The 16,799-nt window shown below is 37.9% G+C and carries 15 protein-coding genes; 7 read left to right on the top strand and 8 right to left on the bottom strand.

Annotated features, from left to right (window positions below):
• Positions 1–5: 5 nt before the first annotated feature.
• Together opp1C and opp1B are read right to left on the bottom strand one after the other, a co-directional pair.
• Positions 6–1,058, bottom strand: coding sequence for an oligopeptide ABC transporter permease Opp1C (gene opp1C / locus IGI80_RS08680; RefSeq protein ID WP_002355787.1), 1,053 nt, complete (start codon positions 1,056–1,058; stop codon positions 6–8).
• Positions 1,058–1,999: an oligopeptide ABC transporter permease Opp1B gene (opp1B, locus tag IGI80_RS08675; protein ID WP_002381304.1), complete on the bottom strand. Its 942-nt coding sequence runs from the start codon at positions 1,997–1,999 to the stop codon at positions 1,058–1,060. The genes opp1C and opp1B overlap by 1 nt, the downstream gene beginning before the upstream one ends.
• Before the next feature lie 90 nt (positions 2,000–2,089).
• Here opp1B and IGI80_RS08670 point away from each other — a divergent pair, with 90 nt between their 5' ends.
• The gene (locus IGI80_RS08670) at positions 2,090–2,440 is read left to right on the top strand and encodes a DUF3899 domain-containing protein (protein WP_438723235.1); all 351 of its coding nucleotides are present in this window, start codon (positions 2,090–2,092) and stop codon (positions 2,438–2,440) included.
• Positions 2,441–2,518: 78 nt separating this feature from the next.
• Here the strand turns inward: IGI80_RS08670 and opp1A are convergent, their stop codons facing one another.
• A complete protein-coding gene (opp1A, locus tag IGI80_RS08665) occupies positions 2,519–4,189 on the bottom strand; it encodes an oligopeptide ABC transporter substrate-binding protein Opp1A (protein ID WP_002381303.1) in 1,671 nt (556 codons plus the stop codon).
• Positions 4,190–4,432: 243 nt separating this feature from the next.
• Between opp1A and IGI80_RS08660 the strand changes: the two genes are divergently transcribed.
• The 6 genes from IGI80_RS08660 (at position 4,433) to fni (ending at position 10,483) form a co-directional block, all read left to right on the top strand.
• On the top strand, positions 4,433–5,506 hold the full coding sequence (locus IGI80_RS08660) for an FUSC family protein (RefSeq protein WP_002355782.1): 1,074 nt from the start codon (positions 4,433–4,435) through the stop codon (positions 5,504–5,506).
• On the top strand, positions 5,503–6,138 hold the full coding sequence (locus tag IGI80_RS08655) for a pentapeptide repeat-containing protein (RefSeq protein WP_002385045.1): 636 nt from the start codon (positions 5,503–5,505) through the stop codon (positions 6,136–6,138). Before IGI80_RS08660 ends, IGI80_RS08655 begins: the two co-directional genes overlap by 4 nt.
• Before the next feature lie 269 nt (positions 6,139–6,407).
• Positions 6,408–7,352 (top strand): mevalonate kinase, encoded by a 945-nt coding sequence (gene mvk, locus IGI80_RS08650; protein WP_002370727.1) that lies wholly within the window; start codon positions 6,408–6,410, stop codon positions 7,350–7,352.
• Entirely contained in the window at positions 7,352–8,347 is a 996-nt protein-coding gene (gene mvaD / locus IGI80_RS08645; RefSeq protein WP_438723445.1) for a diphosphomevalonate decarboxylase, read from the top strand. The genes mvk and mvaD overlap by 1 nt, the downstream gene beginning before the upstream one ends.
• A gap of 2 nt (positions 8,348–8,349) precedes the next feature.
• Positions 8,350–9,456, top strand: a complete 1,107-nt coding sequence (locus IGI80_RS08640; protein ID WP_002355777.1) for a phosphomevalonate kinase — start codon at positions 8,350–8,352, stop codon at positions 9,454–9,456.
• Complete coding sequence (gene fni / locus IGI80_RS08635; RefSeq protein WP_002403711.1) at positions 9,440–10,483, top strand: type 2 isopentenyl-diphosphate Delta-isomerase; 1,044 nt, start codon at positions 9,440–9,442, stop codon at positions 10,481–10,483. The genes IGI80_RS08640 and fni overlap by 17 nt, the downstream gene beginning before the upstream one ends.
• Positions 10,484–10,527: 44 nt before the next feature.
• On the opposite strand, the gene adhE is transcribed toward fni, so the two are convergent.
• The 5 genes from adhE to IGI80_RS08610 all read right to left on the bottom strand — a co-directional run bounded on the left by adhE (position 10,528) and on the right by IGI80_RS08610 (position 16,719).
• Positions 10,528–13,125 (bottom strand): bifunctional acetaldehyde-CoA/alcohol dehydrogenase, encoded by a 2,598-nt coding sequence (adhE, locus tag IGI80_RS08630; RefSeq protein WP_002388933.1) that lies wholly within the window; start codon positions 13,123–13,125, stop codon positions 10,528–10,530.
• A gap of 157 nt (positions 13,126–13,282) precedes the next feature.
• Positions 13,283–13,588 (bottom strand): post-transcriptional regulator, encoded by a 306-nt coding sequence (locus tag IGI80_RS08625; protein ID WP_002355774.1) that lies wholly within the window; start codon positions 13,586–13,588, stop codon positions 13,283–13,285.
• Between the two features lie 261 nt (positions 13,589–13,849).
• The gene (gene yajC / locus IGI80_RS08620) at positions 13,850–14,248 is read right to left on the bottom strand and encodes a preprotein translocase subunit YajC (protein WP_002383336.1); all 399 of its coding nucleotides are present in this window, start codon (positions 14,246–14,248) and stop codon (positions 13,850–13,852) included.
• Positions 14,249–14,308: 60 nt separating this feature from the next.
• Entirely contained in the window at positions 14,309–15,454 is a 1,146-nt protein-coding gene (gene tgt / locus IGI80_RS08615) for a tRNA guanosine(34) transglycosylase Tgt (protein WP_002355772.1), read from the bottom strand.
• 158 nt (positions 15,455–15,612) lie between these two features.
• Positions 15,613–16,719 carry an iron-containing alcohol dehydrogenase family protein gene (locus tag IGI80_RS08610; protein ID WP_002358821.1) on the bottom strand — a complete coding sequence of 369 codons (1,107 nt, stop codon included), beginning with the start codon at positions 16,717–16,719 and terminating at the stop codon, positions 15,613–15,615.
• Between the last annotated feature and the right edge of the window lie 80 nt (positions 16,720–16,799).

The raw sequence follows: 16,799 nt of genomic DNA, 5'->3' as shown, positions 1-16,799 counted from the left end.
CACTCTTACTCTTTCATCTTAGGATCAAATGCGTCACGTAAACCATCAGCTAACAAGTTGAAACAAATCATGATAACTGAAAGTGTTGCCGCTGGAATCCACATTAAATATGGAAGGAAACGGAAAGTTTTGTATCCTTCGTTTAACAAGGTTCCTAAAGATGCGGTTGGTGGACGTAATCCTAACCCAATAAAACTTAGGAACGCTTCAAAGAAAATTGCCGATGGGATACTGAACATCATTTGGACAATAATGACACTTGAGATATTCGGTAAAATATGTTTAATAGCAATTTTCCAACGAGATTCGCCCAATGTTTCTGCTGCCATGACAAACTCTTGGTCTTTTAGTTTCATGGTCTGGGCTCGCACAATCCTGGCCATTGATATCCAGTTTGTAATAACCATGGCCAAAACAATCGAAACAATCCCTGGATCAAAGACTGTTAGCATCAAGATCATAACAACTAAGTTAGGAATACCAGAAAGAACTTCTAAAATACGTTGCATTACTGTATCGACACGACCGCCGACTAACCCGGAAATCAGTCCATACGTTACCCCAATCGTAATATCTAGAATTGCCGCAATAAACGCAATTAATAAGGAAATACGTGTTCCCATAAATAAACGACTTAGGACATCACGACCTAAACCATCTGTTCCTAGATAAAAGTTTACGTTATCTGGAACGTTTGCTTGTGCATATTTATCAACTAATTGACCAGCAACTGTTGTTTTACCATTTAAACCATTCACGCTTTCCAAGCCAGGAATTCGTGGTGGTAAGTTAATGTAAGAAACATTTTGTTTCGTTGGGTTATGTGGTGAAACCCAAATGGTAATAATAGAGATAAAGATAATAACTGCTAAGAAACTCATTGAGATAACTGCAGCTTTATTCTTTTTCAAACGACGCCATGAGTCTTGTAAGAAACTTAAAGACGGTGTGGCAATACGCTCTCTTTCTTTTAGAGTTGAAGTGTTTAGAGGCTGAAACTCATCTGCCGGAATATCTTTAATCGCTTGTGGTAGATTATTTTTATTGACTGTTTCCATTAGCCTTTTGCACCTCCTGATACGCGAATTCTTGGATCAATTAAACCATAAAGTAAGTCAACAATCAGAATTACAACAACTAACATTGTTGAATACAAAATAGTTACTGCCATAATTGTTGGATAGTCGTTTGTCATAATTGATTTTACAAACTGTTCCCCAATTCCAGGGATGGCAAAAATATTTTCTACTACTAAAGAACCTGTCATTAAACCAACGGCTAAAGGTCCTAATAAGGTAATCAATGGAATTAAACTGTTTCTTAACCCGTGGCGGAATGCAACTTGCCAGCGACTCAAGCCTTTTGCTTTGGCTAATTCGACATAATCACTATGCAAGACCTCTACCATCTCGGTTCGAATAAACCTAGCCGAATCGGCCATTGGACTCATTGCCAAGGCAATAGTTGGCAAGATTGTGTAGGCAAAACCATTCCACATAGCAATTGGTAAGATTCTTAATTTCATTGCAAAAATGTATTGTAATAATACCGCGAAAACAAAGTTTGGAATAGAACGACCTAAAATGGCTAACAATGTTGCCAACGTATCTACCCAAGTATTTTGACGCATCGCTGCGATAATCCCCAATAAAATACCGACTAACGTACCAAAGATAATCGCTTGTCCTCCCAGTTGAAGGGATGGTCCAATTCGACCAGCTAATAACTTAGCAACAGGTTGGTTTTTAAATTGGAATGAAATACCAAAGTCTCCCGTTACCAGGTTCTTTAAGTAAATTCCGTATTGAACAATCACTGGTTTATCTAAGCCAGATTGTTTATTCAACATAGCGATTGTTTCTGGACTAAGTTTTTCTTGGTTGGTATAAGGCGTACCTGGTAATAATTGCATTAAGAAAAACGTAATCGTTGCGATTAACCACAAAGTGATAATCATGAAAAAGATCCGTTTAAGAAAATATTTTCCAAAACTATTCAATAATGACACCTCCGAGATTTTTTTGACTTCCTCAGTTATTTTCGTTAAAGTAATGACTAGATAGACCACAATAATAGATAGGGTGAACACATGAAAATTTTTAAATGGCCAATTATTACAGCCGTTATTTCCAGTATCGGCATTTTTCTTTACTTATTAATAAGTAAAGAACCTATCACTACCTCCTCATTATCAGATACCTTCTTTATCGTTTCGCTTTTCTTTTTAATTATCGGCATTGCTTTATGGATTATGTCCTCTGGCTTTTTCGATAACTTTCAGCGCTCAATGAAAAACGCGTTTCGTTTTAAAAAGAAAAATGAACCGAAAGAGTTTATCCCGCTTTCAGTCATTGGCGATGCACATCGCTCTTTCTGGCTAAAAACTGGGGGCATCTTACTGATTCTGTCTTTAGGCTTTCTACTATTTTACTTGGTCTAAGACAAGATAGCAAGAGGACCGTTGCCTTTTATTCCATGGCAAAGGTCCTTTTTTGTTTGCTATCGATCTTTTGTCAGGTTATTCTGAAATGTATGCCCATTTGTAGTCATACGTTGCGCCAGCAGGATGAACTGCGACATCTTTGACTTTTTCAGCACGTAAATGCGCTTCTGATTTTTGGAATAATGGTACCACACCCATGTCTCCCATAATCGTTTTCTCTGCATTTAACATATCATCCCAACGTTTTTCAGGATCTGTCGCATCTGCACTACTTGCAGCTTTCACGAACTTGTCAAACTCTGGATTGTTATAACGTCCACGGTTATATGAGTTATCTGAAGCAAATAAGTCTAAGAAACTACTTGGATCAGCATAGTCAGCACTCCAACCACCGATTACTGCATCAAAGTCGCCTTTGTTTGAACGATCTAAACGAACAGAGAATGGAACCGGACTAACCGTTACCTTCACACCATCTAAAGCATCTTGAATTGACCCTTGAACAAATTCAACTGTTTTCTTAGAAGAATCTGCATCTGAAGAAAGAATATCCATTGTTAAGGTTGAAATCCCCAATTCTTTTTTCGCTTTTTCCCAGTATTCTTTAGCTTTTTTCGTATCATATTCAATTTGACTACCTGCTTCTTTAGCGAAGTCTTTGCCGCCACTTGGGTCTTTTGCCATATCTGCTGGTACTAAACCGTTCGGCTCGATAGAACCATCCCCTAAGATTGATTCAACTAACGCTTTACGGTCGATTGAGTAAGAAATTGCTTTACGTAAGTTTGCATTTCTAAATGGTGATTTTTCATCACGTTGATTTAGTTCCATATATTGTGTTGATGCTTCTTTTTGACTAACAAAAGCTGGGTCATTGGCCATTTGTTGGGCTAATTCACCAGAAAGAACGACATCGTCTGTTTGTCCATCTTGGAACAAGTTCAACGCGGTTGGTGATTCTTTCACGACATTCACATCTACTGAGTCCAGTTTCACTGTGTCTTTATCCCAATATTGATCGTTTTTCTTGAATGACCATTTTGTATCTGTACCAGGACCATCAAAGCCGTCTAAGACGAATGGACCATTGTAGACAGCACTTTCGCTGTTTGATGCATAATTTTTACCATATTTTTCCACAATATCTTGACGTTGTGGGAAGAACGATGGGAAAGCTAATAAGTAATCAAAGTATGGTGTTGCTTTTTCTAAAGTGATTTCTAATTCTGTATCACTGACTGCTTTAATTCCTAATTCTGATTTATCTTTTTCCCCTTTAGCAATGGCATCACCATTTTTTACAGAGGCATACAGATAAGCATATTCAGAAGCTGTCGCTGGATCAACTGTTCGTTGCCATCCGTAAACATAGTCATTAGCAGTCACTGGTTTACCGTCTGACCATTTTGCATCTTTATTTAATTTAATTTTGTATGTTAGTCCATCTTCAGAAACTTCTGCTTTTTCCGCTGCACCTGCAGGTTGGACTTTGTTATCTTTGTCTAAACGATAAATTCCTTCATATACATTATTTAATGCAATAAAACTAATTCTGTCTGTTGCTAGTGATAAATCAGCTGTTGGCATTTCTTGTTGTTCTGTGACACGTAAAACTTGTTCGCCACTTGCCTTACCGCCACCAGACGCGCTTGAGCTATCTGACGTTCCGCCGCCTCCACAAGCCGCTAAAGTTGTTACGCTAAATAATGTAATCACACCGAATGTTAATGACTTTTTCAATTTCATAGTGTTGCCTCCTAAAATAATACAATCTGTATTTTCTGAAAAATCAGAATTTAATAATTATTTATTGCTATGGAATATATCTTACATTTTTCATATTAAAATTGCAAGTCAAAATGTTAACTTTTTTTAATTTTTCTTCTCTTCCTATCAGAAACCACTCTTTTTCTTCCTGTCTTTTATTGCAATTCTTTTGTCAGTTTTCTAAACATTATGGTAAATTAGGAAGTAAAGGAGTGACAAAATATGAAAAATTCTACGTTTTTAAAGGATTTGTTTGCTATTGATAAAGCAAATGACGAATTATTTCGGTTAGTTGGTGTCGCAATTTGTATGGCAATTCCATTATTAATTGGTTATTTTTCCAATAATTTACTCATTGGGACCTTTGGCTCGATGGGCATTTATACGTTTATTTATTATCAGCCGCTTCCTTTGCCCCAATTATTGCGCAGACTGAATATTGTTGGCTTTTTTATTGTTCTGGGCAACAGCTTAGGAATGCTAAGTCACCATGTACCTTGGTTGATTCCCATTACAATTGCCATCGTCGCTTTTCTTGCACGCTTACTTTTTAGATTGTATGGCATTGAGAAGCCTGGTGCTTTGTTAGTTATCATGTCAACGGCAATGGGAACAAGCAACAATTTTCCTTTACATAAGATTCCCATCATGGCCAGTTTTGTTCTTTTAGGAGTAGTGACCGGCATTATCATGGGCATTGTGCTTCATTTCATCGACAAGCGCCCCTACGTTTTTCAAAAACGGATGTCTCTTCAAGAACGACTTTATATTGATCCCGCTTCTTTATTAGATGCTTTGCATTATGCGGCCATTTTATTTTTAGCGGCTTATTTAAGTCAATCGCTTCATTTAGTCAACGCTTATTGGATGACGTTTACTTGCGCAGCCATTTTACAAGGGGAAAATTTACATTCTGTGATGCAGCGAAATGTGCAACGGATTCTAGGTACGAGTCTTGGGTTGTTGCTTTCTGCAATTTTATTAATGATTCCCTTTACACCTTTACAAACAATCGGTATCATTAGTATTCTATATGCAGCTTTTGAAGGATTCATTAACAGAAACTATGCGATTGCCAGCTTTTTTATTACCCCGATGTCCTTATTATTATCAAATCTTGCACGACAGCAAGTCATTAGTAATCTTTTAAACTATCGATTAGTCGGGATTGTGTTAGGTAGTTTACTTGGTTTTGCCGGCGCTTATGTTTTCACAACTGCGCTACGTTTCTATAATCGGGCCTACTCAATTGATGAAACCTTTGAAAATCAACAAGAAGAAAGAGGCGTTTTATGAAAATAACTTATCCCTTGCCACCAAATCTACCAGAACAACTTCCTCTATTAACGAACTGTCAATTAGAAGATGAGGCAATCTTAGAAAATCATTTGTATCAGCAGATTGATTTATCGAATCAAGAAATTCGTAACTTAGTCTTTCGGGATGCTGTTTTCGATCATCTTTCATTAGCAAATGGCCAGTTTGCTTCTTTTGATTGTAGTAATGTGCGTTTTGAAGCTTGCGATTTTTCTAACGTCGAATGGCTGTCTGGCAGTTTTCATCGAGTGACTTTCCTTCGTTGCAATTTGACAGGAACGAATTTTGCAGATAGCTATTTAAAAGATTGTCTATTTGAAGATTGCAAAGCCGATTATGCTTCTTTTCGTTTTGCAAATTTTAATCTTGTTCACTTTAATCAGACACGTTTAGTCGAAAGTGAATTTTTCGAGGTCACCTGGAAGAAACTCCTGCTAGAAGCTTGCGATTTAACCGAAAGTAATTGGCTAAATACTTCTTTAAAAGGATTGGATTTTTCCCAAAACACCTTTGAACGCTTGACTTTCTCACCAAACTATTTATCAGGTCTTAAAGTCACCCCTGAACAAGCCATTTATTTGGCAAGTGCCCTTGGTTTGGTGATTACCTAAGAAAATTTTAAAAAAATAGCCGAATAACTGGTTCTGTCGGTTCTTTCTTATTAAATTGTTATTAATTTTTTGGAAAAACCAACGGAACCATTTTACTTGTGCCTTATTTTTAGGTAAACTATCTTAGGTTAAGCAATCTCTTTTTTTGGAACAAGAGAAACTTTTGGAATCATTTCCTATAAATCATGAAGAGATTATGACAAACGTTCTTCTAATCCAAGAACGTCTTTTGTCCTATACTCGATTCTACTCAAAAGGAATGTCAGTGAATGAATATAAAAAAACAAGGCCTCGGTCAAGCGACGGGAAAAATTATTTTAATGGGGGAACACGCCGTTGTTTACGGCGAACCAGCAATCGCCTTTCCTTTTCAAGCGACAGAAATCACAGCCGTCTATACCCCAGCAAAAACTATGCAGATTGATTGTGCATATTTTACAGGATTGCTTGAAGACGTGCCCCAAGAGCTAGCAAATATCAAGGAAGTTGTTCAGCAAACCTTACATTTTTTAAAGGAAGATACGTTTAAAGGCACTTTGACCTTAACAAGTACGATTCCCGCTGAACGAGGAATGGGCTCAAGCGCAGCAACCGCTGTGGCCATCGTTCGAAGCCTTTTTGATTATTTTGATTACGCTTATACATATCAAGAATTGTTTGAGCTTGTTTCCTTAAGTGAGAAAATTGCTCATGGCAATCCTAGTGGTATCGATGCCGCAGCAACAAGCGGCGCTGATCCCTTATTTTTTACTAGAGGATTTCCGCCCACACATTTCTCGATGAATTTATCTAATGCCTACTTAGTAGTAGCTGATACGGGAATTAAAGGTCAAACACGTGAAGCAGTGAAAGACATTGCGCAGCTAGCTCAAAATAATCCCACAGCAATCGCTGAAACAATGAAACAATTAGGTTCTTTTACTAAAGAAGCGAAGCAGGCAATTTTACAAGATGATAAACAAAAATTAGGTCAGCTAATGACGTTAGCGCAAGAGCAACTCCAGCAATTAACCGTCAGCAACGATATGCTGGATCGACTAGTGGCTCTCTCTCTAGAACATGGCGCTCTAGGAGCAAAATTAACCGGCGGCGGTCGCGGTGGCTGTATGATTGCCTTAACAGATAATAAAAAGACCGCACAAACCATTGCACAGACTTTAGAAGAAAATGGAGCTGTTGCTACATGGATTCAATCATTAGAGGTGAAAAAGTAATGCTTTCAGGAAAAGCACGAGCGCATACAAATATTGCTCTGATTAAATATTGGGGAAAAGCCAATGAAGAATACATTTTACCAATGAATAGTAGTTTATCATTAACATTAGATGCCTTTTACACAGAAACAACTGTGACATTTGATGCCCATTATTCAGAAGATGTATTTATTTTAGATGGTATCTTGCAAAACGAAAAACAAACAAAAAAAGTCAAAGAATTTTTGAACCTTGTTCGTCAACAAGCCGATTGTACTTGGTTTGCAAAAGTAGAAAGTCAAAATTTTGTGCCTACTGCAGCTGGTTTGGCTTCTTCAGCGAGTGGTCTAGCTGCTTTAGCAGGGGCCTGTAACGTAGCCTTAGGATTAAATCTTTCAGCAAAAGACTTATCACGTTTAGCGCGACGTGGTTCAGGTTCTGCTTGTCGCAGCATTTTTGGTGGTTTTGCTCAATGGAACAAAGGCCACTCTGATGAAACTTCGTTTGCTGAAAATATTCCAGCCAATAATTGGGAAAACGAATTGGCCATGCTCTTTATCTTAATTAACGATGGCGAAAAAGATGTTTCCAGCCGTGATGGAATGAAACGAACATTAGAAACTTCTAGCTTTTATCAAGGTTGGTTGGACAATGTGGAAAAAGATTTATCCCAAGTTCATGAAGCAATTAAAACAAAAGACTTCCCTCGTTTAGGAGAAATCATTGAAGCCAATGGGTTAAGGATGCATGGAACAACCTTAGGTGCTGTCCCTCCATTTACTTACTGGTCCCCAGGCAGTTTACAAGCGATGGCTTTAGTTCGCCAAGCACGGGCCAAAGGAATTCCTTGTTACTTTACAATGGATGCAGGTCCGAATGTCAAGGTCTTAGTCGAAAAGAAAAACTTAGAAGCATTAAAAACATTTTTAAGTGAACATTTTTCAAAAGAGCAGTTAGTCCCAGCTTTTGCTGGTCCCGGAATTGAATTGTTTGAAACGAAAGGAATGGATAAATAAGCATGATTGAAGTTACTACGCCAGGAAAGTTATTTATTGCAGGAGAATATGCCGTTGTTGAACCTGGCCACCCTGCCATTATCGTTGCTGTGGATCAATTCGTAACTGTAACTGTCGAAGAAACAACAGATGAAGGCAGTATTCAATCTGCACAATACAGCTCGTTACCTATTCGCTGGACACGCCGAAATGGTGAGCTTGTATTAGATATTCGCGAAAATCCCTTTCATTATGTTCTAGCGGCGATTCATCTAACTGAAAAATATGCGCAAGAGCAAAACAAAGAATTGTCATTTTATCATTTAAAAGTGACGAGTGAATTAGATAGTTCAAATGGACGAAAATATGGTCTTGGTTCAAGCGGTGCAGTAACCGTTGGAACTGTCAAAGCCTTGAATATTTTTTATGACTTAGGTTTGGAAAATGAGGAAATTTTCAAATTATCAGCATTAGCTCACTTAGCCGTTCAAGGAAATGGTTCTTGCGGAGATATCGCCGCCAGCTGTTACGGGGGCTGGATTGCCTTTTCAACCTTCGATCATGATTGGGTCAATCAAAAAGTAGCCACTGAAACATTAACTGATTTGTTAGCAATGGACTGGCCTGAATTAATGATTTTTCCGTTAAAAGTACCGAAACAACTACGTTTACTAATTGGTTGGACAGGTAGTCCTGCGTCCACTTCAGACTTAGTTGATCGAGTCCATCAATCAAAAGAAGAAAAACAAGCGGCTTATGAGCAGTTCTTAATGAAAAGTCGGCTTTGTGTCGAAACAATGATTAATGGCTTTAACACAGGAAAAATTTCTGTTATTCAAAAACAAATTACTAAAAATCGCCAATTGCTCGCCGAATTATCTTCACTGACTGGTGTGGTAATCGAAACAGAAGCCTTGAAAAATCTTTGTGATTTGGCTGAATCTTATACAGGAGCTGCGAAATCTTCTGGCGCTGGCGGGGGCGATTGTGGGATTGTAATTTTCCGCCAAAAATCCGGGATTTTACCATTAATGACTGCTTGGGAAAAAGACGGAATTACCCCACTGCCACTTCACGTCTATACCTATGGTCAAAAGGAGTGTAAGGAGAAGCATGAATCGAAAAGATGAACATCTATCATTAGCTAAAGCGTTCCACAAAGAAAAAAGTAATGACTTTGATCGTGTGCGTTTTGTTCACCAATCGTTTGCTGAATCCGCTGTTAACGAAGTGGATATTTCCACTTCGTTTCTTTCTTTTCAGCTTCCCCAACCTTTTTATGTCAATGCAATGACAGGTGGTAGTCAGCGTGCAAAAGAAATTAATCAGCAATTAGGCATTATTGCCAAAGAAACTGGCCTTTTAGTTGCGACAGGATCTGTCTCGGCAGCGTTAAAAGATGCTAGTTTAGCGGATACGTATCAAATTATGCGAAAAGAAAACCCAGATGGACTCATTTTTGCCAATATTGGTGCAGGTTTGGGTGTGGAAGAAGCAAAGCGAGCGCTTGATTTATTTCAAGCGAATGCCTTACAAATCCATGTAAATGTGCCCCAAGAATTGGTCATGCCTGAAGGAGATCGTGATTTCACTAATTGGCTAACCAAGATTGAAGCTATCGTACAGGCCGTAGAAGTGCCTGTCATTGTCAAAGAGGTTGGCTTTGGCATGAGCCAAGAAACCTTAGAAAAACTCACCTCTATCGGCGTTCAAGCAGTGGATGTGAGCGGCCAAGGCGGAACGAGTTTTACACAAATTGAAAATGCCCGGCGGAAGAAACGCGAACTTTCTTTCTTAGATGATTGGGGGCAATCAACGGTCATCTCTCTTCTGGAATCACAAAATTGGCAAAAGAAGCTAACTATTCTTGGCTCTGGCGGTGTGCGTAACTCTCTTGATATTGTCAAAGGACTCGCTTTAGGTGCCAAAAGCATGGGAGTTGCTGGGACTATCTTAGCTTCCCTTATGAGTAAAAATGGTTTAGAAAATACCTTAGCCCTTGTACAGCAATGGCAAGAAGAAGTGAAAATGCTTTATACTCTTTTAGGAAAAAAGACGACAGAAGAATTGACGAGTACCGCACTTATCCTCGATCCAGTTTTAGTTAATTGGTGTCATAACCGTGGTATCGACAGCACTGTTTTCGCAAAACGTTAAAGAGACCAGAACATTAATGTTCTGGTCTCTTTATTTGAGTTCTTTTATCCTACATAAGCATCTAAGATAATTTGTTTTAGTTCACTAATTAATGGTTCTTTCGGATTTGCAGTTGTACATTGGTCTTCATATGCAAGTTCTGCCATACGATCAACCGTTGTGTCTAATGTTTCTTGTGAGACACCTTGGGCTTTCAAGTTCATGTCAATTCCGACTGATTTACCTAAGTCTGCTACTGCTGTTGCTAAAGCTTCTACTAATTCTGCGGTAGTATTTCCTTTTAAGCCTAAGAATTTTGCAATGTCTGCATAATCAGTATCGGCGCGGAAGTAATCATATTTAGGGAACATTGCGTGTTTTGATGGATCTTTCGCATTGTAACGAATAATATGTGGTAATAAAATCGCATTTGTACGACCATGTGGAATGCCATATTCCCCACCAATTTTATGAGCAATAGAGTGACAAATACCTAAGAATGCATTGGCAAATGCCATCCCTGCCATGGTTGATGCATTATGCATTTTTTCGCGAGATTCCATATCTGGACGTTTCACTGAATTTTCTAAATGATCGAAAACTAACTTGATTGCTTGTAAACTTAAACCACGTGTGTAATCTGAAGCCATCACGGAAACATAAGATTCAATAGCATGTGTTAAAACATCCATACCTGTATCTGCAGTGACTGAAGCTGGCACAGACATTACGAACTGTGGATCAACAATCGCTACATCTGGTGTTAACGCATAGTCTGCTAACGGATATTTCACGTGTGTTTCACTATCAGTAATAACGGCAAATGGTGTAACTTCTGAACCAGTTCCTGAAGTAGTTGGGATACAAACAAATTGTGTTTTTTCTGGTTTGGCAATTTTATATGTCCGTTTGCGGATATCTAAGAATTTTTGTTTTGCACCAAAGAACTCTGTATCTGGGTGTTCATAGAACATCCACATGCCTTTCGCCGCGTCCATTGCAGAACCGCCACCCAAGGCAATCACTGTATCTGGTTGGAAATCAACCATCATTTTGGTACCTGCATAAACAGTATTTGTTGATGGGTTTGGTTCAACATCAGAAAATACTTCGATTTTCACATCATTTTTACGTTTTTGTAGCTCTTTACGTACGATATCTGCATAGCCAAATTGAACCATACCTGGGTCACAAACTAACATGACACGTTCAACATTTTCCATTTTTTGTAGATATTGTAAAGAATTTTTTTCAAAGAAAATTTTTGGAGGTAATTTAAACCATTGCATATTATTTCTCCGTTTCGCTACCGTTTTAATATTAATTAAGTTAATGGCTGATACGTTTTTAGAAACAGAGTTTTTCCCGTATGAACCACAACCAAGTGTTAAAGATGGAATCATTTCGTTATAAATGTTACCGATACCGCCTTCTGCTGATGGAGTATTCACTAAAATACGACAAGCTTTCATACGTAAACCAAAAGCAACTTGTAACTCTTCATCTTCTGTATGAATTACTGCTGTATGTCCTAAACCACCTAAGTTTAACATCGCTTCACATAGTTCAAAAGCATGCTCTGCATTGTTTGATTTCATCATTGCTAAAACTGGCGATAATTTTTCTCTTGATAATGGATATTCTGGACCTGCACCTTCTAATTCAGCGACTAAAATTTTTGTGCCTTTTGGTACGCTAATTCCTGCTAATTCAGCAATTTTTTCTGCAGAGTTACCGACAATCGCTGGATTTACTGCGTATTTGCCTTCATTCATCACTGCATCTTCTAGTTTTTGTAATTCATTCGGTTTCACGAAGTAAACATTGTGTGCTTCAAACTCAGCTTTGACAGAAGCATAAATTTCTTTATCCACAATGACCGCTTGCTCAGAAGCACAAATCATTCCATTATCAAATGATTTTGAAACAATTAAATCATTAACCGCACGTTTTACTTTAGCCGTTTTTTCAATATAAGCTGGTACGTTCCCAGGACCAACGCCTAGTGCTGGTTTACCTGTTGAGTACGCAGATTTTACCATGCCTGCGCCACCAGTTGCTAAAACAATGGCAATCCCTGGATGATTCATCAAAGCAGATGTTGCATCAATCGATGGTTGTTCAATCCATTGAATACAATTTTCTGGTGCACCTGCTGCAATCGCCGCATCCCGTACAATACGTGCCGCTTCTGCCGAACATTTTTGTGCGCTAGGATGGAAAGCAAAAACAATTGGATTTCTTGTTTTTAAGGCAATTAGTGATTTAAAAATAGTTGTTGACGTTGGGTTTGTTGTTGGTGTGACCCCACATACCACGCCAACTGGCTCAGCAATTTCCATTAAACCGGTTTGTTCGTCTTTGTTAATTACACCCACTGTTTTATCATGTTTAATATTATTCCAAATGTATTCAGATGCATACATATTTTTGATTGCTTTATCTTCATAGATTCCACGGCCAGTTTCTTCGACAGCCATTTTTGCTAAAGGCATATGTTGGTCTAACGCCGCCATCGCCATTTGATGGACAATGTGATCTACTTGTTCTTGTGTAAAATCTTCCATTGCTTTTAAAGCGACATTCGCTTTTGTTGCTAATTCATCAATCATTGATGAAACATCAACTGTTTCTGTCTTTTCTTTTTTTACTGTTTTAACCATGTTCATCCTCCTAAGAGTTTCATTTTAAAAAAACTTTGTTAACTATTTCACATTCACATCATACAACATAAAACGAATCTTGTAAATAGTTTTTGTGATTTTTTTCACAACTATTTATAATTTTTTTTTATCTCAAAAAAAAGACCTATTCTTTTTTCTAGAATAAGTCTTCAATATCATGCCAGTCCCTTAAAGGATTTTTTGATGTCTGTGCCAATAATTGTTGATAGTCAAAAAATTCATTCGGCTTAACCTTCTGAATGTCTTTGCGACAGTCTTTGACAGATAAATGGGTTTGTTTTTTCCAACGATAGGTGAGTAAATAAGTCAATAAATCTTCTTCGTTGATGGAAGAATAACCTAGTTCACGAAAATTTTGGCACTTCTTTTTAATACTTTTATTGAGCATTTTTTGTTGTAACCAACTTAATTTTTCCTTTGTCATGGGCTCTTCTCCTTCCAACCAAGCGAAAGATTGCTCACTTTTTAACTATCTTCCAACACTATAAAAAGGAACCTTTTTTGTAAACTTAATAGTTAAAAAGGACTTAGGACGTAAGTCCAAATGACCTACCTTCCTAGTCCTACATTTTAAGATAAACGACACGAGCGGAATAGGAATTATCTCTTCTTATTGGCTTTCTCGTGTGACTACTGGTCACAGTTTCGCCTTTGAAAAGCCTGTTCCGCTCTCTCTAACCATTAAATGAATTAGTTGATTCGTTTAGTCTTTCTTTTCTTTTGAAGGATCTGATGTTTCAGGAACTTCAGTTACTTCTTCTGTGACTGTCTCTTCAACTTCTGTGACTGGTACACTAGTTACTGCTGAATCATTTGTAACGGCAGTTCCAGGTGTTACAGTTCGAATTGCTGCACGGTCAAATTCTAAGACAATACCTTCGCAATCGATTAAAACTGTTTTTTCGTTGATTTCACTTAAAACACCATGTAAACCACCAATTGTGACAACACTATCGCCAGTTTTCATTGCGTTTAGTTGTTTTTGACGTTCTTGCTGTTGTTTCTTTTGAGAACGTGTCATGAAAAACATCATTCCTCCTAAAAGGACTAATGTAAAAATCATTGTAAATCCGCCACCCATTTGTTTCACCTCACTCTGCATTATTCACACTACTAACTGTATCAAAAAAATGCTTGAAGAACTAGTTTTTTCCTCTAATTTTTAGAAACTTTTTGCATTCGCTTTATTAAAGCCATATTCTTCAAAAAACGCTTGTCGGAATTCTAATAAATTGTCGTCCATAATTGCTTGACGGACATTTTTCATTAAGTCTAACAAGAAGTATAAATTATGATACGATGTTAAACGGATTCCAAATGTTTCATCACATTTAATCAAATGACGAATATAGGCCCGCGTATAATTACGACAAACATAACAATCACATTTTTCATCAAGCGGACGAAAATCTCTTGCATATTGGGCATTTTTAACAACCAAGCGACCTTGTGAAGTCATACAAGTACCATTGCGCGCAATACGTGTTGGTAGCACACAATCAAACATGTCAATCCCACGAATCACTCCATCAATTAATGAATCAGGGGCACCCACACCCATTAAGTAACGTGGTTTATTTTCAGGAATTAACGGTGTCGTAAAGTCTAAGACTCGGTTCATTTCTTCCTTAGACTCACCAACAGATAAGCCACCAATCGAATAGCCAGGAAAATCCATACTCACTAAATCTTTAGCACTTTGACGACGTAAATCTTCAAATCCCGCACCTTGAACAATACCGAATAATCCCTGTCTATCAGGATTCGCATGGGCTTTTAAGCCACGCTCAGCCCAACGAGAAGTCCGTTCAATCGAGCGTTTGACATACTCATAGCTTTCATCAAATGGTGGACATTCATCAAAGCTCATCATAATATCTGATCCTAATTTATTTTGAATATTGATCGCTTTTTCTGGAGAAAGGAACATTTTTGAACCATTTAAATGATTTCTAAAATGCACACCTTCTTCTTCGATTTTCCGCATATCACTTAATGAGAAGACTTGGAAGCCACCTGAATCAGTTAAAATAGGTTGATCCCAGTTCATAAATTTGTGTAAACCGCCTGCTTCTTCGACTAAATCTTCACCTGGGCGTAACCATAAATGGTAAGTATTACTTAAAATAACACCGGCACCCATTTCTTTTAATTCTTCTGGTGACATTGTTTTAACTGTCGCAAGTGTACCTACCGGCATAAACATTGGTGTTGGAAATGTGCCGTGAGGAGTAATTAATTCACCTAAACGCGCACCTGTGTGTTTATCTTTTTTGATTAAACGATAACGAATGGCTGGTTCCGTCATTCATTTCCCTACTTTCTACTATAATTTGTCCTCCCATCATCATACTTTTTTTTTATTGAATTTGCAAGGATTTCTCAAGGTTTCTTTTTTCAAAAAAGGATCCTTAAAAAACAGCAACTAGTTCAAATAATTCAAATGAGCTAGTTGCTGTTTGGCACTTATTTTGTCGCTGTATATTTTTCTAAATCTTGCATCGCTGTTTTCACAATTTCAGGGGTAATTTTTTGTTTCATATAATGAATCGTTTCGCCTTCTATACAAGCACGTTCTGCTACTTCTTGATACTCGGCTTCAGTTAAGTCCATCTCCATTTCTTTTAAAGAAATAGGCAAACCTAGTTGGTGATAGAAAGGAATCAATTCAGCGATTTCTTGCCATTTCTCTTCAATGGCTAATTGAACAAACACACCATACGCCACTTTGTTTCCATGCAATTGTCTATGGCTAGCTGGCAGCAAAGTTAGTGCATCATGAATGGAATGGGCACCCGCTGTCCGACCATAATCATCGCCAAAGCCACCCACCATTCCACCAATAATTAAATTCGTTTCGATGACATCAATAAACGATTGATTTAATTGCTGCTCTTCCATCGCTTTTAAAGCATTGATACTTTCATTTAACAAAATATCGCGGCATTTTTCCGCGGCAAAATGAGAAACTTGAATAGGTAACACTTGGACGTCTAACTGCGAAATAATCGCATCTGCTTCGTACCATTTAGCTAATGTATCCCCAATACCTGCCACCATTAAGGACCGAGGCGAATGCAATAACACTCTTGGTTCTACCAACACCAAAGCGTTTGCTTGCGGAAAAACGTCATATCGTTCCATTGCTCCATCTTCTCGATACATTACACTCAATGGCGTGCACGGTGCACAAGTAGCTGCTAAAGTGGGTAAAATAATTACCGGTAACGCCATTTTGTGTGCTAAGGCTTTGCCCAAGTCGGCCACTTTTCCTCCACCAACAGCGACGATGGCCTCTAAATGATTGTCCAGCACTTGCGCTTCTAACTCTTGCACACGTTGATCTGTACAAACACCTCCATAGTTTTCAAAAACAGCTGTTACTTTTTGAAACGTCGGAAAATACGGTTTTGCCGCTTGCCATGACTCAGTCCCGTGTAAAATGAATACACGATGAATATTTCTGCATAATAGTTGTCCTTCTAATAATTCCCACGAACCAATTTCGCAAAGATACTCTTGTGGTGTCCCTCTCACAATTAATGATTGTTCCATCTTGAAAATCCCCTTCATTTTTGACTTTTGAAAATTTTTTTGAAAAAGTTGTATTTTTTCAACTCTACTACTTTTCCTTTTACATATTCTATGATATG

This window comes from Enterococcus sp. DIV1420a (assembly GCF_051712165.1).
GTDB lineage: Bacteria > Bacillota > Bacilli > Lactobacillales > Enterococcaceae > Enterococcus > Enterococcus faecalis.
The sequence above is the reverse complement of the archived record's forward strand: the minus strand, read 5'-3'. Positions and strand labels throughout refer to the sequence as shown.

Excerpts from the sequence above, each read along its gene's own strand:
- adhE (WP_002388933.1), bottom strand. The coding sequence starts at position 13,125 with ATGGTTAAAACAGTAAAAAAAGAAAAGACAGAAACAGTTGATGTTTCA.
- IGI80_RS08640 (WP_002355777.1), top strand. The coding sequence starts at position 8,350 with ATGATTGAAGTTACTACGCCAGGAAAGTTATTTATTGCAGGAGAATAT.
- mvk (WP_002370727.1), top strand. The coding sequence starts at position 6,408 with ATGAATATAAAAAAACAAGGCCTCGGTCAAGCGACGGGAAAAATTATT.
- IGI80_RS08610 (WP_002358821.1), bottom strand. The coding sequence starts at position 16,719 with ATGAAGGGGATTTTCAAGATGGAACAATCATTAATTGTGAGAGGGACA.
- tgt (WP_002355772.1), bottom strand. The coding sequence starts at position 15,454 with ATGACGGAACCAGCCATTCGTTATCGTTTAATCAAAAAAGATAAACAC.
- opp1C (WP_002355787.1), bottom strand. The coding sequence starts at position 1,058 with ATGGAAACAGTCAATAAAAATAATCTACCACAAGCGATTAAAGATATT.
- IGI80_RS08670 (WP_438723235.1), top strand. The coding sequence starts at position 2,090 with ATGAAAATTTTTAAATGGCCAATTATTACAGCCGTTATTTCCAGTATC.
- fni (WP_002403711.1), top strand. The coding sequence starts at position 9,440 with ATGAATCGAAAAGATGAACATCTATCATTAGCTAAAGCGTTCCACAAA.
- IGI80_RS08660 (WP_002355782.1), top strand. The coding sequence starts at position 4,433 with ATGAAAAATTCTACGTTTTTAAAGGATTTGTTTGCTATTGATAAAGCA.
- opp1A (WP_002381303.1), bottom strand. The coding sequence starts at position 4,189 with ATGAAATTGAAAAAGTCATTAACATTCGGTGTGATTACATTATTTAGC.
- yajC (WP_002383336.1), bottom strand. The coding sequence starts at position 14,248 with ATGCAGAGTGAGGTGAAACAAATGGGTGGCGGATTTACAATGATTTTT.
- mvaD (WP_438723445.1), top strand. The coding sequence starts at position 7,352 with ATGCTTTCAGGAAAAGCACGAGCGCATACAAATATTGCTCTGATTAAA.
- IGI80_RS08655 (WP_002385045.1), top strand. The coding sequence starts at position 5,503 with ATGAAAATAACTTATCCCTTGCCACCAAATCTACCAGAACAACTTCCT.